Here is a 20204-nt window from a genome sequence, read left to right as displayed (position 1 = left end):
GGACGCCTTGATCTGAACAACAGCAGTCTAAAGTCGAGCAGTAATAGTTATTTTTATGATTGGCCGAAAGCTCATGCTAAAGCGGGATGCTGAATGAGTTAACGGTATAGTTTCTCATATACATCGGGCCGACGATCTGTAAGTTGTTTAACCTCTCCTTTTGCGCGAGACAGCCTAAGAAGATCGAGATCCAGAACAGTGTGCAGCAGCGCCTCGGTGTTCATTTCTGCCGAAGCATATGTGCCATCATCTATTTTGAATCTGTTATCTATAGGGCATGCTACAAACGCTTGCCCTTTGCAAACTGTGCGGTAGTCATTTGGGATGTCCAGCGCCCCAAGCAGAGGAGAAACGCAAACGTACATCTGATTTTCCAGCGCGCGGGCGTGTCCACTATGCCATTCTCTCCAGGCACCGCGAGTTTCAGTAAGCGTTGGAACGAAAATCACCTCCACGCCCTGATCCGCTAAATGCCTGGAAAGCTCAGGATATTGCACGTCGTAGCAGACATACATGCCACACTTTACACCTTCTATTTCGAAGACATTCAGCGCACTACCACCACAGGTATTAATCGCTTTTTCACCGCGTGTGAGGTGTATTTTGTCCTGTTCTAGAACAGCGCCATCCGGTCTAAATACAAAGCTTGTATTGAAGGCCTTATCATCCACCTCATGCCAATAGGTCGCGCCTACAATCGTGACATTATGACGCTGAGCCAGTGCAGACATTCCGACCTTATAGCCGTCGTACAGTGGGTTAAAAACAGTGCGATAGAATGCTGCAACTGTGGTGTTGTCTACCGTCGCAGCCTCATCATGGCTCCATAGTAGACCCATTCCGACAAACTCCGGCAGTACGAGAACTGCACTACCTGCCAACTGCGCTTCTTTGACCTTCTTCTCAATATCCTGCAAAAAATCATCGAGAGAGCTACAAGGCTTTATTGTGTAAGCCGAGATTGAAACCTTCAGCGAATTAGACATTTTGTGTCCCCTTCCAATAACTTGACAATGCCTTCTTGTCAATCTTGCCCGTGTTGCCCAGAGGCATTTCGTACAAGTGGACAAAATGTGCCGGAACTTTAAAGTCCGCAAGTACATGTCGACAATGATCAGTTAGCGCTTGCGCGTTCACAGGGTGATTTGTACGTGAGACATAAAAAGCTACCGGCAACTCACCAAATTTTTGATCTTCTACCCCTATTACTCCACAGGATTGAATATCCTGGTGGGTTAAAAGAACTCCCTCAACCTCTGCTGGGGCAATATTGGCTCCACCGCGGATGATAATGTCTTTGATTCTCCCGGTGAGATAGAAGTAGCCCCAGGTATCAAAATGACCGAGATCGCCTGTACGGAAAAAACCATCAGCAAAAGAAGCCTCTGTGAGAGCGTCAGCGTTCAGATAGCCTAACGTTGTGGCAGGGGCACGTACTATAATTTCTCCCGTCACATTGGCTGGTAGTACAGCTCCCGAACTGCTTACAACCTTTATTTCAACTCCTGGTGATGCCTTACCTATAGCTCCAGCGGGCACAGGATCATGGTCGGCTGCGAATTTGCCAAATACAGGCCGAACCTCAGTAAGCGCGTAGTAATCTTGGATATCCGCTCCGAATCTTGCGGTAAAACGCTGCCGCAGTTCCATCGGCAAGGGAGCTCCTGCTGAAATGAGCAGACGCACGCCCGAAAGATCAACACGCAGCGAATTTTGCTCTGCGTACTCCACCATCATGGAGAACATTGTTGGCACACCCTGAAAGACAGTGATGCCGTGATGGACGATTGCTTCCAAGACATCTTGAGGTCGAAAGCGCCGCAGCACTAAAACTTCGCAACCGGCTTGGAGCCCAGTGGCGGCAGCGGTCGATAATCCGTACAGGAAGCCAAGCGGTAGGGCTACTAGCATTTTGTCCGCGGGCTTGATCTGCCACATGTCTATCAAGGACTGATTGCCAGCAGTTTCCGCATTTTGGTCGAACAGAACCGCCTTGGGTATGCCAGTCGATCCCGACGTGTAGATGATCAAGAAGTGAGACGATGGGGCCTCTTCCGCATGGATCGTCTCAAGAACTGGCGTGGCAACAAAGAACTCCCTCGCCTGATACACCTGACAATCCAAGCCATTTGCCGCCTCATTGGCGTTTGTGGTCAGCTTTTCATCGGTAAGCAAAAGCTTTGCGTGTGCATGTTCTAAAATGTAAGCAACTTCAGTGCTGCTCAGGCCGGCGTTGATGGGCACAAAGGTGCCGCCCAGCTTTGCCATTGCGTAATAAAGCACAAGGATATCGCTACTGTTTTCGCAGTATACGGCCAACGTCGATGTGTTACTCAAACCTCTCGCACGTAGTACGTTGGCAATGCGATACACCTCACGCACCAAACCGCCATAAGTGAACGCTTTGTCTTCAAACCGCAACGCCATAGCGTCTGGGTTTTCGTGGGCGACGGCTTCGATGCTTTTCAAAATCATGACACTTAACCTCGGATGGAGCGTTTGTGCGTGAGGGGTTTATCGAGTTCTTAAACAGGCTTGCAATGCATCATCACTTTCCACTCACCTTCCTGAACCGACTCGCCTCGCTGGTTCCTGAGGGATACGTGGAAGTTTACAATGCCAACGCCTGGTTTTTTGGTTTCGCGCTTGGAGTCCACGCGCTGGTAAACATGGATAGTATCGCCAATCTTGATAGGGCCGCGCAGATCCCATGTCATGCCCAAAAAGGCGATTGCGGTGCCTTCCTTGATGCCTAGACGGCTTTCCAGGCCAGTGGCGATCGCAAAGCCCGCTGGGCCATGGAGAATACGCCCACCAAAGACCGTGTTTTTTGCAAATTCTTCGTCAGTGTGAACTGGGTTGTGATCGCCAGTCAGAGCGGCGAACATCACAATGTCGGCTTCTGTGATAGTGCGGCGGGGAGAATTCCACTCCTTGCCAACCTCGAGCTCGTCGAAATACAAAGCGTTCTGGCCGATTCCGGCGCGTTCAACTGCTTGTGCGGTGTCAGACATTGTCTTGCTCCTGTTTAAGAACTTTGGTGTTGAGCTTTTGCGCAGCAGCTCCCATCGTCGAGAACTCGACATTGGGCTGTTGCATGTAAGAAATGAGCTGTTCCAGCATCGTTATGCGAGGGCCGCGACCAATTATCTCGGGATGACACGTCAGCGTGAATATTCCCGACACCGAGTGGGCATAATCGAATTCAGAAGACCATGCTTTGAACACATCACTCGGTAGCCTTAGACCAGTATTCAAAGGTCGAACATTGAATTGGAAGTAAGGGTAATCATCGAGCTCCCAAGCCACTGGGAATTCAAGGACTGCGCTTTCAGGGCCGTGAGTGAACTGCTCTTCAGTTAGTACGTCATTTTTTCGTGCGTAGAAGACATTGAAATCGTTGGACATAAGGCTGCTGTCATAGATCAGCCCATGTTCCTCCAAGAGATCAATGGTGTTAGCGCTGAGATCCCAGGCCGGAGAGCGATAGCCTATAGGACGAACGCCAGTAACGGCTTGCAGCGTGTCCATGCTTTTAGATAAGAGCGCGCGTTCTTCGGCGAGCTCCAGTCCAACCGGAGACTCGTGGATATAGCCGTGACAAGCAACCTCATGACCTTCAGTAATGATCCGCTTGACCAGGTCTGGATACGAAGCTGCCGTATGTGCTGGCACAAAAAACGTGGCAGGTACTCCACAGCGTTTCAGTACGTCCAGGAGGCGTGGCATGCCAACCTCAGCGCCAAACTCGCCCCGAGACAGAGGGGTAGGGGATACCTGCTTAAAAGTACTCAACCAAATTGCAACGCCATCGAAATCAAACGTTAGGCAAACGGTGGTCATTGGGGAAGCCTCAAAACGTCGGCCTCAGACTCGTCAATCAGGCGGCGGGCGATGACCAATTTCTGAATGTCGTTCGTACCCTCACCGACAATGTATAGAGGCGCTTCCCGGTAAAGGCGCTCTACGACAAATTCGTCGATGTAGCCGTAGCCACCATGGATTCTCAACGCGTCTTCAGTGATATCCCGAGCAGACTCGCTAGCTAGAAGCTTTGCCATGCCAGAAAGCATATCGGCGCGTTCACCTGACTCCTTGGCTCGTGCGGCTTCTGCAGTCATCAATCGAGCAGCCACAAGCTTGGTTGCCATTTCAGCGAGTCTGAGCTGAACAGCCTGATGCTGATCAATGGCTACCCCAAATGACTTGCGGTCGCTTGCATAGCGCTTGGCCTCGCTCAAAGCGTTTGCAGCAAGGCCCACTGCGCTCGCAGCGATAGCAATTCGACCTACCTCCAACGCGTCGAGCAAGTGCCGCATACCTTTACCGGTAGCACCACCCAGCACAGCGGTTTTCGAAGCCACAACCTTGTCCAACACGATTTCCATCGTATCAACCAGGCCGTACGCCATTTTGTGAAATTCGCTTGTGACACTTACGCCTTCTTGGGTTTTATCAAGTAAGAAAAGGCTGGAGCGAGGCTTATTGGTTCCTTCATCAAAGCTGGTACGTGCAAGGGTTAAGAGAATCGTAGCCTTGGCGCCATTGGTGACGAAGATTTTGCTGCCACTGATACTGAATCCATCTTCAGTAGGGGTGGCAATTGTTCTGATCGATTGCAGGTCAGAGCCTGCCCCAGGCTCAGTTAGCAAAAGAGCGCCACGCTGCTCACCAGTTGCCATCAATGGAAGATAGGCTTGCTTCTGCTCTTCGGAGCCGTACTTAGCAATTGCGTAAGCTACAGTGCAGTGACTATTGATGTAAGCTGCGAGCGTCGTCCAACCCGCTGCAATCGTCTCCATGACTACCGCAAAGACAGGAAGCCGCAGCTGAAATCCGCCGTACTCTTCAGGGATGGACAAACCGAACAAGCCCATTTCCTTCATCGCTGCCAACATTTCGGTAGGGAAAGTCTTGCTGCGCTCCATCTCATGTGCGTGCGGGCGAACCTCACGAACGATGTATTTGGTCACGGTGTCGATGATATCGTTTTCGATATCAGTAAAATCGGTATGTCGGCTCACTGTAATAACCTCTAGAGCGGTAATACGCTGATACGAAGCTAATCTGAAGACAACCATGAAGCATGGCGATCCCCCAGGCTGCTGTTTCTAATTATTTAAAGTTATTTAAAGCGCGTAGAGCGGCCATACTTTTCGCGGACTTGAACGAATTCTTCTGGACGGCGTTGCTGCATTTTTTCGTAGTAGCCCACTCGACTAATACCGTATGCGCCTTTTTGGTGAAGTAAGCCTAACGACTCAGCCATCTTCAGTGCAAAAGTATTAGGGTTCAAGATAGTCGTATTGCGTGGCTCCCCACTTGTCAGGAGCCATTTTTCAGTGCATGCCGAGATGATAGTGCACGCCAGGATTACCGACTCAACGCCTCCGTCCTCCATAGCCTTTGTCGATGCGGCCAAGGCATCCTTGGCTACACCTTCATAATCATTGATCATGTCGGTGATGTACCAATTGATGTAACGCACGTCCTTACATTGTTCGCTCTGGCCGTAGAGACGTACCAAGTCACGCATGTACGCTGCAGATTTGCGGTGGTCGGTTACCAGTAGGTAATCATGGCCGAAATAGGAAGCGTGCTGCATGGTTGCTTCCAGAGTTCCGACTACAGGGATGTCAACGAGCTCTCGCGCGGCTCGGACACCTGGATCGTTACAGCAGCCCACGATGACTGCGTCGAAACCTTTCTTTTCAGCATCGATGATGCACTCGAAAAGCACTTCTTCAGTAAGGTGTTTTGGATACCACCAATCGCAATTTTCTGGGCAGTTTTCCACGTTGGTGACAACCAGCTCATTCCCCTCGTTCAAGTAGGGCTCAAGAGTCTCGGTGATCAGCCCGTTGTACGCCGGCGTTCCGAAAGGATTGATGAAGTTGATTCTGACGCCCATGACCATTTCTCCAAACGGGGTGGAGAGCAGAATAGCTCCGCATACCGACCGTATTAAAAATTAGACCGCCGGGTCAGTATGCGGAAATCTTTGGCAGAGTCAAGGGCCTGCTGCGTACCAAAACAGCAGCCAGCTCATCCTGCCAAGCGTGCCGTGACATCAGCCTGATCGACCCTTGCATCATAGCGACTCACCGTATAAATTGGATACCCAACGGTCAGTTTTTTTGGATGATGGTAATTTTTCTCTCATCCATCCCCCAACCAGGAGTGAACAGCATGATCAAAGGCATCAATGCAGGCAGTGGTTATCCAGGCGTGTCGATGGGCACGTTGGTAAGTGAAGGTACGTTGTTGTTCTTGTCTGGCCATGTAGGCACCGACGAGGCAGGTGAGCCGGTAACAGGCGGTTTCGAAGCTCAGGTTCAAGCTGCTTTCGAAAATATGGGTAAGACCCTGGCAGCGGCCGGTGTGGGGTTCGAGGCATTGGCCAAAATGACGACCTACATTACGGATCCAAGCCCTGAAAGCCTGGCTGCCTTCAAGAAAGTTCGAAACTCCTTTGTGAATATGGATTGCCCGCCCGCCAATGCACTCGTCACCGTTGCAGGGCTTTATGACCCTGCCATCAAGATCGAGATCGAAGGCGTGGCTCTGATCCCTCGTTAAATTCTGCTCAAGCGAGAATGGTAATGGCCGAGTACGATGCAGTAATAGTTGGCGGCGGACACAACGGTTTGGTGTGTGCAGCATACCTCGCCAAAGCTGGAAAAAGAGTTTGTGTTCTGGAACGTCGTCATATCCTGGGCGGGGCCGCTGTCACTGAAGAGCTTTGGCCAGGATTTCATTTGTCCGTGGCGTCCTATTGGATGTCTCTGCTTCAACCCAAGATTATGATTGACCTGAATCTTATGAAGTACGGGGTCAAGGTTCTTGATATCAATCCAGCCATACATCCTTTCTTGGATGGCACATCTGTAACGTATTGGCCAGAGGAGTCGCGTATGAGCGACGAACTGCGCAAGTACTCGCAAGAAGATGCGGATGCCTATCCTGATTTTACCGCACACATGCGTAAGCTAGTGGCTCATCTCCGAGAACTGATTTTCGAGGTGCCAGTGGATTTCACTACGGGTAAGGTCAAGGATCTCACGAAAACCGCTGGTTTAGTTTGGCGCATGCGTAAAGCCGGCCCTATGTTTTATGACATATGGGATCTGCTCACGATGAGCTGTCATGATTACCTAAAGCGGTGGTTCTCGAACCCTCAGGTGCTTACGGTATTTGGTTGCTACGCGTCTGGCAGCGGCGGCAATATCGGCCCTATGAGCCCAGGTTCTGCCTATGTACTCGCACGACCTTATCTCCGTGAAAGCGATACCGCCGCAGGCCCAGGTGGGCTCGTGCAAGGAGGCATGGGTGCCATCGCAAAGGCGCTTGAGCTAAGTTGCCGAGATTTAGGCGTAGACCTTCGATGCAATGCCCCCGTGAAAGAGATTGTCGTTGAGAACGGACGCGCTTCAGGTGTCTTGCTTGAAAGCGGGGAGATGGTTCGGGCCAAGAAGGTAGTAGCCAACGCAAACGCCAAAACGCTATTTCTTCATTTGCTGAAACCGGAGCATGTTCCAGCTGAGGTGATTGCTCGCGTCAAGCGGATCAGGACACAATCGACAACCTTCAAGATCAATATGGCGTTATCCGGCTTGCCAAAGTGGAATTGCTTGGTTGGGAAAGACCTGCAGGTGCCCGGTTCAATTACGATCGCTGAGAATCTTACCGAGCTCCAAGAGGCGTTCGAGTCTGGCCAGCATGGGCGAATCGCTCAGCATCCCTACATGTGGATCCTTACCCCAAGCGCGTTTGATCCGACGTGCGCCCCTGAAGGCATGCACACGCTTAGTTTGCTTGGTGGACACGTTCCATACAGTCTTAAGGACGGGCGTGCCTGGGATGAGGTCACCAAGGAGGAGCTGTTTGATCGTGTCGTTGCGCAGATCGAACGTTATGCGCCTGGTTTTCGTGAGTTGGTGGTGCATAAGCAGGTACTAACGCCCATCGACATTGAGAAGATGTTTGGCATGACAGACGGTCATGTTCACCATGGCGAGCTAAGTATTGATCAGATTTTTTTCCGCCGTCCAATCGCGCAGTACGCGGATTACAAATCGCCTGTTGACGGGCTCTACATGTGTGGCGCTTCAACGCATCCAGGTGGTGGCGTCACGGGAGTACCCGGCTACAACGCATCTAGGGTCATTCTCGGCGACTTCTGAGATCCGACCGTAAAGTTCCCCATGCCGAGCGCTGACTCGCGCATGGGTTTTTTTTTGGTACACGGTCGGTGTATCAAGATCAAAAACGCCCTCTGGGAAGATTAATTTGACTCATTAGTCCAAAAAAAAGACAATGCGAAAATCACGCCCGCGGGAATATTTCTAACGTCTGTCCAGGGTTTACCAAGAGGTTTAGGTGGAACATACATATCGTGGAGTCGTCTACCCCGCACAAACAGACGCCATGGGGCATATGACAGTGCAGTACTACGTCGCTGCATTCGATCAAGCGTTTTGGCATTTCATTTCTGCGTTGGGTTACAACCCTGCCTGGCGCAACACAAAAGGCGAAGGGTGGGCAGACGTCAAGTACGTTATCAATTATTCAAGCGAGTTGAAAGTCGGTGATCTGTTCAGTGTACGTAGTAGAGCTGTTCGAGTAGGGAACAGCTCATTGGTTACCCATCATGATTTGCTCAACATCGAAGGCAGTATTTGCGCTGATATTGAAATGACCTCCGTGTACTTTAATTTGGCCGAGCGTGAAGCTATGAGTATACCGGACGCCATCCGTCTCAATGCAAATGCTGCAGTTTCTAAGCAGCAATAAAATTTATCAAGGTGACACTGTGACTATCGATCTTCGTGACCAGCTAAAGCTAAAAAAACAGGCCTATGTTCAAGATGAAATCTTGTCCACTGCTGCCATTCTTTTTGCTGACAAAGGTTTTCGCGCCATAACCATCAACGACATCGCTGCTGGATTGGGGTACACGAAGTCAGTTGTTTATTATTACTTCAAGAATAAAAACGAGATACTGTGGCAGATATTTAATAGAATGTATGAAAGTTATCAGCAGTCTATAGACGAAGTGATTGGGAAGTCTCAATCGCCCACTGAGACTCTGCGCGAGATTCTTTATCAGCATGCTCTTCAGGTAATGAAGCGTAAACATTGGACTGCCATCTACTTTCGAGACGAAAGTGAGCTGGAACCAGAGCAGCAAAATCTGATGCGCAAGCGTAAGCGCGAATACGACGCCTCAATTGAGAAGGTCTATCAGGAGGGCGTCAAGGAGGGGGTCTTTGTCGATATTCCGTCACATATTGCTGTGTCGGGATTTCTAGGCATGTGCAACTGGTCTCATACTTGGTTCAACGACAATGGTAGTCATACAGCTGAGCAAATTGCTGGCTATTACTGCAGCATCATGTCGAAGGGGTATTTGAAGTAACAGGAGCAGCCGGCATGCGCCCTCCCATGAAGGCGCATCAGGTTAGGACTTATTGATCAGCATAACGTGGCGTACCCGGAGTCGCGGCGCTTGCATCCAGCCCTGCTTTTTGCAGCTCTTTTCCCAGCGAACCATTATCTTGCAGTTCCTTGATGAACCGATCCATGGCCTGCCCCAATTCCTGGTTACTTTTTTTGTACAGATAAGCGGTTTGTGCGGGTTCGATGGAGGACTTGACCGCCGGGTCTGGGGTCGCGACCTTGACCTGTATGTCCTTAGGCATTCCACCTTGCTTCTGCGTTTCCACACCTATGGAATACGTATTGACTGCCGCGCTGATACGCCCACTGCTCAAGTCTTGCGCAAGTGCAACGGCAGTAGGGTAGAGATTCAGATCCGAGCCATACATTTTCTTCAGCTCAGGCACCCACAGGTAGCCCTGCACGGTTCCTACTTTCTGTCCTTTGAGCTGAGAGAACTGGGTAAGTCCCTCGCGCGAGTAGATCGCTGTTTGTTCTAGGTATACGGGTGCGCTGACACCTAGTACCTTCGCACGTTCAGCAGTGCGGTACCACGCGCCGACGGCAACGTCTGAACGCCCTGCGACAACGTACTGGATAGCCGCTGCCGAATCGGTGAACTGGTGTTGGACTTCCAGGCAATTGGCCTTGGCGAAAGCCTCCATGACGAAAGCGTCAACGCCGGCTGCGGTTTTGCCATCTTGAGCTTGAACGATGTAGGGAGGTACGACCGCTGATGTGACCTTCAAAACGCCTGGCTCCAGCGTCGAAAATTTGTCTGCTGGTTTGCATTCCTCGGCGGAGGCGATGGACGGAACAAGGTTGATCACGCCCGCGATCACGACAACACCGAGTTTTACTGCAGTACTTTTGCTTACCATTTTGATTCTCCGAAGATATTATTAGTTAGGCAGAGCTTTGAAGCCAAGTAGAACAGTGACACATCCAGACATCTTATTTTTTAGTGCTATTACTTCTTATAACCAACAACGCATAGGATCAGCGAGGCAATTTTATCTTTAGCATACGCATAATTAATATTGCAGTAGTCCAGCTGCTGGAAGACACCTTCTAATAAGGCGCGAATGGCTCCTGTCGTAAGCTTTACATCGCTAACGCTAAATGTGTCCTGCGAGTTGCCCAAGGTTAGAATCTCCTGTAGGACTGCTGCCTGCTTATTGCGGATAGTTAATATAATTTCGAGCTGTTGTTGCGAAAGATATCCCGAATCGCGCGTTGCTAGGGCATGGTGACAGCGATTTTCATAAATGAAACGCAGGTGGCACTGCACGTAGCATTCCAGCAGCTTAATGGCAATCTTCTTGCTCCGTTTTGGAGGCCGGATTGCGCTCAGAAGTACATGCTCAGCTTCCTCAATGAGTTCAAAGAGGAGCTCCTGCTTGTTTTCCATGTGGTTATAGAGCGATCCCACTTGGATCCCTACTGATTCTGCAAGCTGACGAAGACTTACGGAGGGATAGCCGTGTATTGAAAACAGCTCAAGAGCCGCCTCCTTCACTGCCTTCCCTGTATCCGATTTTCGGGCTTCAGTGCCATTGGTCAGAGCGTCTTCAAAGATTGCGGCCATGTTTACCTTGGGCGACGAGCGTCGAGTCAAAATAATCCGCCCGGGAAGTATCAATCTCACGGGCGGCTGACAAAATCGTCAGAAACAGAGGAACCGAAACTGGTAAATCAACTGGCTGAGTAGTCCTCAGCAAACGAGCGGCGGTCGCGGGAGTAATCAACGTTTTCATCTGGAATGACCCGGATGCGGACTTTGCTTTGCATTTCTTCTGAGATGTGCGCGATAACACCTGGCATGGTAGAAATCACGGCAAGACCAGTCATTTCAGCAGGCGTAAAGCCCATCTGGGCCAAAATAGCGCCCATCATGCCTACTTCATTGATAACGATTTCAGGCTTATTTGCTTGGGTAGTGAACGCCTTGTGAATGGCTTCATACCATTCACACACATCACCCCAAACGCCACACTCCAATGCCAGTGCTTTCAACTGCTGAGCGCGAGGATCTGTGAAGCGAAAAGCCGGATGACCCAGGCCTGGAACTCGTTCTTTTCGAGCTCGCATGCCCTCGACTAATGTACTAGCAGCCTCATCAAGACTTGCAGCGTTTCGTGCTTCAGAAATTGTCTGGTTGAGAAAATGGCCAGTCTGATCGGGTGCCAGCGAGTACTCGCCAGCTGATAACACCGCCGTAGCAAGGCCGGCGACCATAGACGGATTGCTGGACACACAGTAGCGCGCTGCGGCTGTGCCAGGCTTCTTCAGAGCGTAATCCAGTACAGAGCACAGAACGCCATCGATCATTTTTGCTTCACCTGCTGACGGCAGTCGACCCCTAATGAGCAAAAACGTTGCTTCCGGAAAGCTCAGCTTGCCGATCAAATCACTCAGATCATAGCCGCGGATGTAGACGGTGTTGTTCTCGACGTCACTTACTGATGTCTGCCAATAACGATTTTGCTCTGTGCTCATGTTGATGTCCTTCAAGCGATATGACGGCGGCGCCATTGGGCCGGTGTGCATCCATCGTATGGTAGGTCTGTTTTTTTGTCTAGCGGGTCAGTTAGAAAGAATGACCGGTTGGTCAGTAACTCGAGGAGTGGCATTGGCATGCGCTGATTGCACTTCACAGGGCTAGCCATCGCCACAGCAGTCACGCAGCGCCTAGTCGCCGTCAGCACATCCGATAGGGTTTTCTCTGCTAGTGACATCCAAGGCTTACGCTGCCAGATAAGCGGCAGTCGGTTTCCCCCATGTCCATCAGGAGCGATCAGAGGTGATAGGGCAGCTTCAGCCTGCCTCCGTCTGTAAAAAAGATCATTCTTCGTCTTAGAAATACCCTTTGGTCTGATAAAGTGACCATGGGGTATTATTGCCGTTTAGGCTGTGCCTAACCTGTATAGGCTCAGCATTCGGCTTGGTAAATGGGGATGCTCGATGAAAGATCGGCCTAGAATTGAAGAGCTGAGCCACATTGGATCGCCCGCACGTGCCTATGATGTTGATCGAATGCATGAGGTGGCGACCAGGTCATTTCTTAAAAAAGGATTCGCTGCAGTTAGCCTCAGGGACATTGCATCGGCTGCCGAGATACCTATAGGTTCGATGCATAAACTCACAGGCGGGAAAGAGCGCTTATTGTTCAGGCTTATAGAGGGGTATGAAATAGGTTTGCAGGAAGCAGCATCAGTGCGCGTCAAATGTGCACGTACGTCCACAACTGAACTAGATGCCTTTGTTACTGCTTATGTTGAATATGGCGTCTCTGCTCGGCAACGTCACCACTTGGCAAGACAAGAATTGTTGGCGCTCCCCGAAAGCTTACAGGCAACTCTACGTTCTCTGAGAGACAAGCGGGTCAACAGTTTGTGGCGAATAATCGCGCATGGACATTCAACGAAGTTGTTCGACTGCCCCGAGCTTAGATTCACGGCCAAAATTATCTTAGCCTGCCTGGAGGGTATTTTGAGTAACCGAACTTTCGGAAACGATGAAATTCTACAGTCTCTTGATCTTCTAAAGAGAATGGCAAATAGGTTTGTTATTGCTTATAAAGAACCTGTTTAATGTTTCTATTGGGTCGAGGCTGGAATTTTAGGCTCACAGCTACTCATGTCATCCGTGCAGAAGAGTGGTATCAGCATGAATTAAAGCTACGCTTGTTTTTAACTCTTTTTAATAAGAAAGCACGATGCGTCGCATTCTTTGAAACTTAAAGCAGTGAAAAACGGCTAAGCATCGGATGTTAGGTCTAGCAGACTGCTTCAATCAGAATGATCCTCCAGCCACAGAGCTGCATTGGTGTGCCTAACGTTTTATATGTTTCATTGATTGATCCAACAGGGTGAGAGGTGGTATTTGACACGACAACTCGGCCCTCAGAGTTGACGATTAAGCACGGTAGCTCAAATCTTGAAAGCGGGTAAGCCACCGAGCGTTCGAAGTCGTCCAGCCTTACGTCTGCAGCTGCTACGCCTATGAAATAATCAGATACAACGATCGGCACGGCTAAGGTAAGCAAGTACTTATCAAAGTCGACATAGGGCCCAACGACCACCGGTTCTCGGTTGAGCCGGGGAAGGTTCATCCACTCAGCCTTGGAGTACTCGTAAAAATTACCACGCCAAGGATAGCGACTATTGGAATCTTCCTGGATGCTTCCATCTGCTGATAGCTCTAGCCAGCTGAGCGCGTAGTCTGTTCCTGGGATAACGTTCTCATCTAAAATAATGCCTAACGAAAAGGCAGATCCATCCAGCCGCATGAGCGCTTTCACAAGACTGGGTCGCATGTGCTTTACATCAGACTCCGCAACTTTGCTATTTTGAGCTGACTTGTTTTCGATTAGTTGGGTGAATTGGCTGCTTATCAGTCTTAACTCACCGAAGACCTTTTCAAATGCAGAGCAGGCGGCCTGCTTTAGAAAATCATTCAACGGTATGGCCTCGAGGTGCTTGTTGGTGTGATCGTGAAGCAATCAAGCTCAGACGCTTCTTGGCCAAAGATTCGAAGGATATTCGCGTTCTGTCACGAGCAAGCGTACCCGCCTCATGCACCAACCTTTGGCCCACCATCTTTGTCACCGCTGCAAGTGTCTGAGCGCACTCTTCTGTATACCCTTGGTCTTCGTGGGCGAGCGCGAGAAGCCAGCTATATTCTTCGTAAGTCTGAAGCGCTGCTGAGCTTAATCTGACTGACTGAGCCGCTGCTGCTAGCTCGATGTCGAACCTGGCGTGTGCTCGGCAGGCTGCAATTGCGCTAGTAGCGCTAAGCACTCGATTGCAGTATTCCTCCAAGCGCGCAATATTCGACGGTGAAGCGCGGCTAGCCGCGAGCTCGGCCGCCTCACCTAGGAGCATTGCTTTCCAATCCGACAGGTCTCTAAGAGCCGTAGCAGATAAGTCTTTTAGTCGAATTTCCGCTTTATCATGAGCCACCCCGGACGTGCGCTGCACGAACGTGCCGCCGCCTCGTCCAGGCTTGGTATCGACTAGACCTTCCAGGCGCAGCTCAGCTAACGCCTCGCGAAGAGTGAAGGCAGTAACGTGAAGCTCCCTGGATAAAACTGCTTCTTTGGGCAGCATCTCTCCGTCTTCAAAGAAGCCAAGATCAATAGCTGTGCGTAAGCGCGTCACCACTGAGCTGACCCCAGTAAGGTGCTGAGGTCGCAACGAAAACATGGTCACTCCCTGCGGGAGATCTGAACCGAGAGCCATGAGCGTCCTATGGGACAAATGATTACTCCCCATTCTATCGGCCATGACCAATCTATGCGACCCGGAATGTCTACATCCGGGCCGTGGCCTCGCTTGGAAGCGACACCCTTCGTCAGTTATTTAGCTTAGCTGTAATAACCTACTGTTGCTTTGACCTCCAAGTACTCGGTCAACGCATGTGGGCCGCCCTCCCGGCCATTGCCAGATTGCTTGTATCCCCCAAATGGAGCCATCACGTCCCAGTCCGGGTAATTGATGAAAACCGATCCAGCCCGCAGTTTGCGGGCCAACACGCGAGCTCGGTCGATGTCAGAGGATTGAACGTATCCGGCCAAGCCATAGTGACTGCTGTTCGCGATGGCAAGGGCTTCTTGTTCCGTTCTATACGCGGAAATGACTAATACAGGCCCGAATATCTCCTCGCGAAGAATAGCCATCGACGGCTTAGCGTCTGCGAAGACAGTCGGCTTCGCGTAGTAGCCTTTCGTGAGGCCGTTTGGTGTACCCACACCGCCAGCGACAAGTCTGGCGCCTTCATCGATCCCACTCTGGATCAGCGCTTGCACCTTGTTGAGCTGCATTTCGCTCGCCAGCGGCCCTAGCTCAACTGACTCGTCTTGAGGGTCACCCACGATCAGCGTGTTGGCCGTCCTCGCAGCTATATCCAGCGCCTGTTCATAAAAAGCCGCCGGCACCAACATATGGGTAGGTGCATCGCATGATTGGCCGCTGTTAGACATGCAGATGCGTACACCTGTCGAGACAGCAGTCTCAATATCGGCATCATCCAACACAATATTGGCGGATTTCCCACCTAGTTCCTGGGTGACCCGTTTGACCGTATCAGCAGCCGCTTTTGCCACCAAAATTCCGGCTTTTGTGGAGCCTGTAAAGGAAATCATGTCCACATTGGGGTGCCTAGATAGAGCCTCGCCCACGTTTGGGCCATCCCCATTTACTAGGTTGAACACACCATTAGGTAGTCCCGCTTCATGCAGAATCTCGGCAAATATGATTGCATCAAGAGGTGCTATTTCGCTTGGTTTGAGCACGATCGTGCACCCTGCAGCAATAGCAGGAATTACCTTGCAAATAATTTGATTCAGAGGCCAATTCCACGGGGTAATCAACGCGACTACGCCAATAGCCTCCTTGGTGACCTGGGTGGTTCCGTGCTGTTCCTCGAATGGGTAGTCTTCTAGGATCTTGATCATCGCTTCAATATGCGCGGAGCACGTGTAGGTCTGTGCTTCACGGGCGAAGGAGATAGGTGCCCCCATCTCCCTCGTTGTGATTTGAGCCACTTCCTCTCTGCGTTCGTTGAAGCCTTTGAGAATCCGTCGAAGCAGGTGGACTCGTTCCGACACTGAGGTGGTCGAAAACCCGTCAAAGGCCGCCTTGGCGGCGGCAACAGCCTTGTCAACGTCAGCAGCCGTCCCCATAGCGATTTGGTCGAAAGCCTCTTCTGTGGATGGATCGATCACATCCAGGAAATTTGATTCCGTAGGAGCTACCCAGGCGCCATCGATATAAAATTTCTTTGTATTGCTCACTGCATTCCCCTTAGTACCCTTATCGAACCAACATGCCAGCGGCTCGCTGGCATGCCTAAATTCAGATTTCTTGACGACCAATTGCCCGGTAGACGCCTGGTTTCGAAGATTTCAGTCTCATCCCGTAGATTGAGCCGAGGACGAGTGCGGCGAACAAGAATGCCAGCAGGATCATTGCTGTTTGCTCGCTACCGGTGAGAAGACCGATGTTGGACGTGGCCAGCCAAGCGGTGACGAGCAGTCCAAGCAATGCCAGCACCGGCGCAATCACGGACTGCCATTTAGACGCTGTGTGATCCACTCTCTTGAAAAATACCAATACGGCCACGGTGGTTAGGATTTGCAAGATCAAGAGGGTGTACCCCGCGATTCCAACCAGAGATGCATAGCCGCCGTAGGGTTCGATCTGAGAGATGACCACAGCTATTACGCTTGCCAGCGTAATTAACAGAACTGTCGCCGACGCTTTATAAGGCGAGCCATGACGCGCGTGTACCTTGGCAAAGGCCTTTGGGAATACGCCATCAACGCTCAATGAGTAGATGTAGCGGCCTAGAATGTTATGGATGGCCAAAACACAGGCAAAGATGCTTGTGGCCATCAACGTATGAACCACATCAACGCCCACCCGACCCAAATACATCTCGATCGCCAGCAAACCCGAATTTGACGGATCGTTGATCGATTTTTGAAGCGCTTGCTCTGGCCCTAGCGCCCAGATAAACGCAGTGGTACCAGAGGCAAAAATGAGGGTCATAACGATAATGGCGATGTAGGTAGCGCGGGGAACTGTCCTTTCCGGGTCGCGAGCTTCTTCCCGAAAAACAGCTGTTGCCTCGAATCCAGCAAAACAAGTCACGCCGAACAGGACAGCAAGGCCAATCGAGCCTGATGTGATGGCACTGGGGGTAAGCCATTCAAAACCAATACCACTCGCACCACCCTTGGTTACCACGCTCGCTTCCCATACGAACACGACGATTACTTCCAACACTAGGGCAGCAGTTAATACCTTCGCTGAAAGGCTAATGCGGTAGTGACCCAAGATGCCAACGAGTAGAGCAATCAGCAGAGTCCACTGCCACCAGGGGAGGCTATCTATTCCGATCCATGACAGTGAAATGGGAGAAAAGATGACACCTGCGTACAGATAGGCACCGACCAACATGAACGTGTAGGCAAGGATCGCCATGAACGCGCTCCCTAGGCCGAGCGGCCGCCCAAGACCAGCTGTGATGTAGGCGTAATAAGCACCAGCATTCGGTACGTGCCGCGCCATAGTCGTGAAACCCACGGCGAACAGCAGCATTAGAGCTCCCGCTGCCAGGTATGTCAGGGGGGCGCCCAGACCGTTGCCTGCACCAATGATGACGGGAATCAACCCAATGATGATCGTAAGCGGCGCGTTGTAGGCCAGAACAGTGAACACGATATCCATCGTGCCCAAATGCCCTTTCAATCGATGGTTTGTGTCTGTAGCGGTAGCAGGTGAACCCGCTGAGTACGCCATTTTTTCGGAATAGCTCATACATCCCCCTTGCTGCTGCCAGAGCAATTGCTCAAATGACGATTGTGAAAAAACGGGCTGAGGCTTATGCCTTGTATAGCGATCGTTTTTTCGTTTCGAATCTGCATGAAGTGCAGAGTCAATGGCAGAGAAGCTAAGGGTCGCCGCGTTCGGGATTTGGATGAGACATCCGGCCTGAAGGGCGTAGTGCTGCTTGTTTTTACGCTACCGGCGCCATGATCGGGGCCAAGGTAGGTTGCTGTGCTCGCTTCGTCATGGGAGTTATTACTCCCACGCGATCGATGCCAGCGCTGTGTCTGGAGTCGGGGCATGCTTCACCTCTTGTTGTTGTGTTCAGCGTGTCGTTGCGTAGCCCATTTAAAATCTACGCCCACAAATATTTTTAGACAAGGCCTTTTGAGATTGGTAACGTAATCCACAGCGTCCGGCATGGGCCGCTAACAGTAAATGGCCTACTGAGACAAGAAAAATGGCCTTTTTGTCGCTATCTGCCGCTAATTTGCTAACTCATGTGCCACGCCAGACCTCGGCGACGATCGGCTTTTTTAGCCTGGTCGTAGTGGGCAGACACGCGATGCCACGAATTTTCGTGGGACAACGAGACGTATAGGTGGGCGAAATGAGTACTAAATCGAGTGAGAGCTACGATTACATCGTGGTAGGTGCAGGCTCTGCAGGATGCGTTTTAGCCAGTCGACTTTCAGAAGATCCGGAAGTCAGAGTTTTGGTAATCGAAGCGGGTGGGCCCGATCGAAAATGGGATTTCCGTATCCAGATGCCTGCTGCGCTCACCTATCCGCTCACTGGAAAGACCTATAACTGGCAATTTCTGACAGAACCAGTCGAGGCCCTAAATGGGCGCCGCGTACCCTATTTTCGAGGCAAGGTATTGGGCGGTTCGTCAACCATCAACGGCATGGTTTACATCCGCGGCAACGCCATGGATTACGATAACTGGGCCAAGGATCCAGAGCTTAAGCACTGGTCGTATGACCAATGCTTACCCTATTTCAAGCGCGCCGAATGCTACGACCAAGGGGAAAGTGAGTATCGGGGTGGAAGTGGGCCTCTTCATGTCACGAAAGGATTTGGTGCTAGCCCCCTCTACCAAGTCTTCATCGAAGCGGCTCAAGAAGCTGGGCACGCGCACGTAAATGATCAAAACGCCTACCGTCAGGAAGGCTTTGGTCGGATGGACATGACTGTCCATAAAGGCGTTCGGGAGAGCACCGCAAAAGCTTACCTGCACCCAGCCATGGCGAGACCCAACCTGGAGGTAATTACAGGTGCATTGGTTCGCTCAGTAGCTTTTGAAGGCACGCGTGCGGCAGGCGTGAGTATCCTGAGCGAAGGCAAAGAGCAGATCGTTCGCTGCGATCGTGAGGTGATCCTTAGCGCGGGTGCAATCCAATCGCCGCAAATTCTAATGTTGTCCGGCGTTGGCCCAGCCGAAGAGCTCACCAAACATGGGATCAAGGTCGTCTGTGACTCACCCGGTGTTGGGAAGAACCTGGGGGATCATATGGAATTCATTGTTGCCTACGATTGCACGAAACCAGTCTCGTATTACTCGGAATTGAAGCTTCACCGTCAGGCTGCGATCGGAGCCCAATGGCTTACTACGCACAAAGGGCTTGGTGCTTCCAACTTCTTCGAGGCGGGTGGGTTTTTGCGATCTTCTCCTGATAAACCTTGGCCGGATGTGCAGCTTCATTTTGTAGGCGTTGCAGCTGAGTACAGTGGTCGCATGGCAGCAGAAGGGCACAGCTATCAAGTTCACCTGGGCCCTCAGCGTCCTCTGAGTCGCGGATGGGTTACATTGGCTTCGGCAGACCCTACAGCTGCGCCGCTGATTCAGCCCAATTGGCTCACCCATGATCAAGACTGGATTGATTCACGCAACGCGATACGTTCAACCATCGACATCATGGAACAAGAGGCTTTCAGGCCCTATCGAGGTAAGCAATTGAAGCCCACCCCTGACATGATGACTGATCAGGGATTAGACCAATTCATCCGCGAGCACGCAGAGTCGGGTTACCACTTCTGTGGTACCTGCAAAATGGGAAGTGGCCCAGAGGCAGTTGTTGATGGGGAGCTCAGGGTTAAAGGTACCCAAGGCCTAAGGGTCGTTGACGCCTCGGTCATGCCTGAAGTCACCAATGGCAATACCAATGCTCCTACGATCATGATCGCTGAGCGTGCCGCTGACATGATTCGCGGTCGTCAGCCGTTACCGGCGAACAATGCGCCTGTATACAGGGCTCAAATTGGAATCCCCTCAGCTATCAAAACATACGCGTAAGATCGTCGAATCGAAAAGGCTCTCGCTGAACCCGAGAGTCTTTTGGTCTGAGCAATGTTATGCATTTTCCTCCTCTGGTCTGACCCGGAACACATCATGCGTTCTAGCCGAACCTCCCTCTACAAACCAACGACCTC

At 51.2% G+C, this 20204-nt stretch carries 19 protein-coding genes; 6 read left to right on the top strand and 13 right to left on the bottom strand.

The features are described 5' to 3' along the window. Nucleotides 1-98: 98 nt before the first annotated feature. The 6 genes from C8K66_RS01985 to C8K66_RS01960 all read right to left on the bottom strand — a co-directional run bounded on the left by C8K66_RS01985 (nt 99) and on the right by C8K66_RS01960 (nt 5911). Nucleotides 99-986 carry a nitrilase-related carbon-nitrogen hydrolase gene (locus C8K66_RS01985; protein ID WP_010434598.1) on the bottom strand — a complete coding sequence of 296 codons (888 nt, stop codon included), beginning with the start codon at nt 984-986 and terminating at the stop codon, nt 99-101. Continuing rightward, the gene (locus C8K66_RS01980) at nt 979-2475 is read right to left on the bottom strand and encodes a class I adenylate-forming enzyme family protein (RefSeq protein ID WP_010434600.1); all 1497 of its coding nucleotides are present in this window, start codon (nt 2473-2475) and stop codon (nt 979-981) included. The genes C8K66_RS01985 and C8K66_RS01980 overlap by 8 nt, the downstream gene beginning before the upstream one ends. Before the next feature lie 50 nt (nt 2476-2525). Next, nucleotides 2526-3014: a MaoC/PaaZ C-terminal domain-containing protein gene (locus C8K66_RS01975; protein WP_010434604.1), complete on the bottom strand. Its 489-nt coding sequence runs from the start codon at nt 3012-3014 to the stop codon at nt 2526-2528. Further along, the gene (locus C8K66_RS01970) at nt 3007-3729 is read right to left on the bottom strand and encodes a polysaccharide deacetylase (RefSeq protein ID WP_371928126.1); all 723 of its coding nucleotides are present in this window, start codon (nt 3727-3729) and stop codon (nt 3007-3009) included. Before C8K66_RS01970 ends, C8K66_RS01975 begins: the two co-directional genes overlap by 8 nt. Nucleotides 3730-3839: 110 nt before the next feature. Continuing rightward, nucleotides 3840-5024, bottom strand: a complete 1185-nt coding sequence (locus C8K66_RS01965) for an acyl-CoA dehydrogenase family protein (RefSeq protein ID WP_256590886.1) — start codon at nt 5022-5024, stop codon at nt 3840-3842. A 101-nt stretch (nt 5025-5125) separates the two neighbouring features. Beyond that, entirely contained in the window at nt 5126-5911 is a 786-nt protein-coding gene (locus C8K66_RS01960; RefSeq protein WP_010434615.1) for an aspartate/glutamate racemase family protein, read from the bottom strand. A gap of 278 nt (nt 5912-6189) precedes the next feature. Here C8K66_RS01960 and C8K66_RS01955 point away from each other — a divergent pair, with 278 nt between their 5' ends. The 4 genes from C8K66_RS01955 (at nt 6190) to C8K66_RS01940 (ending at nt 9418) form a co-directional block, all read left to right on the top strand. Next, nucleotides 6190-6579, top strand: a complete 390-nt coding sequence (locus C8K66_RS01955; protein WP_010434618.1) for a RidA family protein — start codon at nt 6190-6192, stop codon at nt 6577-6579. A gap of 23 nt (nt 6580-6602) precedes the next feature. Beyond that, nucleotides 6603-8183 carry an NAD(P)/FAD-dependent oxidoreductase gene (locus C8K66_RS01950; RefSeq protein WP_108524132.1) on the top strand — a complete coding sequence of 527 codons (1581 nt, stop codon included), beginning with the start codon at nt 6603-6605 and terminating at the stop codon, nt 8181-8183. 196 nt (nt 8184-8379) lie between these two features. Further along, a complete protein-coding gene (locus C8K66_RS01945; RefSeq protein ID WP_108524131.1) occupies nt 8380-8793 on the top strand; it encodes a thioesterase family protein in 414 nt (137 codons plus the stop codon). A gap of 19 nt (nt 8794-8812) precedes the next feature. Next, nucleotides 8813-9418, top strand: coding sequence for a TetR/AcrR family transcriptional regulator (locus C8K66_RS01940; RefSeq protein ID WP_010434623.1), 606 nt, complete (start codon nt 8813-8815; stop codon nt 9416-9418). Nucleotides 9419-9467: 49 nt separating this feature from the next. On the opposite strand, the gene C8K66_RS01935 is transcribed toward C8K66_RS01940, so the two are convergent. The 3 genes from C8K66_RS01935 to C8K66_RS01925 all read right to left on the bottom strand — a co-directional run bounded on the left by C8K66_RS01935 (nt 9468) and on the right by C8K66_RS01925 (nt 11937). After that, a complete protein-coding gene (locus tag C8K66_RS01935; RefSeq protein WP_010434627.1) occupies nt 9468-10319 on the bottom strand; it encodes an ABC transporter substrate-binding protein in 852 nt (283 codons plus the stop codon). 89 nt (nt 10320-10408) lie between these two features. Further along, nucleotides 10409-11026, bottom strand: a complete 618-nt coding sequence (locus C8K66_RS01930) for a TetR/AcrR family transcriptional regulator (protein ID WP_010434630.1) — start codon at nt 11024-11026, stop codon at nt 10409-10411. 107 nt (nt 11027-11133) lie between these two features. Then, the gene (locus tag C8K66_RS01925) at nt 11134-11937 is read right to left on the bottom strand and encodes a citryl-CoA lyase (RefSeq protein WP_108524267.1); all 804 of its coding nucleotides are present in this window, start codon (nt 11935-11937) and stop codon (nt 11134-11136) included. A 465-nt stretch (nt 11938-12402) separates the two neighbouring features. Between C8K66_RS01925 and C8K66_RS01920 the strand changes: the two genes are divergently transcribed. After that, on the top strand, nt 12403-13032 hold the full coding sequence (locus tag C8K66_RS01920; RefSeq protein WP_108524130.1) for a TetR/AcrR family transcriptional regulator: 630 nt from the start codon (nt 12403-12405) through the stop codon (nt 13030-13032). Between the two features lie 184 nt (nt 13033-13216). On the opposite strand, the gene C8K66_RS01915 is transcribed toward C8K66_RS01920, so the two are convergent. The 4 genes from C8K66_RS01915 to C8K66_RS01900 form a co-directional block, all read right to left on the bottom strand. Continuing rightward, a complete protein-coding gene (locus C8K66_RS01915) occupies nt 13217-13900 on the bottom strand; it encodes a cache domain-containing protein (RefSeq protein ID WP_256590885.1) in 684 nt (227 codons plus the stop codon). Further along, on the bottom strand, nt 13893-14645 hold the full coding sequence (locus C8K66_RS01910; protein WP_108524266.1) for a FadR/GntR family transcriptional regulator: 753 nt from the start codon (nt 14643-14645) through the stop codon (nt 13893-13895). The genes C8K66_RS01915 and C8K66_RS01910 overlap by 8 nt, the downstream gene beginning before the upstream one ends. A 161-nt stretch (nt 14646-14806) precedes the next feature. Further along, a complete protein-coding gene (locus C8K66_RS01905) occupies nt 14807-16234 on the bottom strand; it encodes an aldehyde dehydrogenase family protein (protein ID WP_108524128.1) in 1428 nt (475 codons plus the stop codon). 61 nt (nt 16235-16295) lie between these two features. Next, the gene (locus C8K66_RS01900; protein WP_256590884.1) at nt 16296-17762 is read right to left on the bottom strand and encodes an APC family permease; all 1467 of its coding nucleotides are present in this window, start codon (nt 17760-17762) and stop codon (nt 16296-16298) included. Between the two features lie 619 nt (nt 17763-18381). On the opposite strand from C8K66_RS01900, the gene C8K66_RS01895 reads away from it, so the two are divergent. Beyond that, nucleotides 18382-20067, top strand: a complete 1686-nt coding sequence (locus C8K66_RS01895) for a choline dehydrogenase (protein WP_108524127.1) — start codon at nt 18382-18384, stop codon at nt 20065-20067. Nucleotides 20068-20204: the final 137 nt, after the last annotated feature.

Source organism: Pseudomonas sp. GV105 (genome assembly GCF_003058185.1).
GTDB lineage: Bacteria > Pseudomonadota > Gammaproteobacteria > Pseudomonadales > Pseudomonadaceae > Aquipseudomonas > Aquipseudomonas veronii.
The sequence above is the reverse complement of the archived record's forward strand: the minus strand, read 5'-3'. Positions and strand labels throughout refer to the sequence as shown.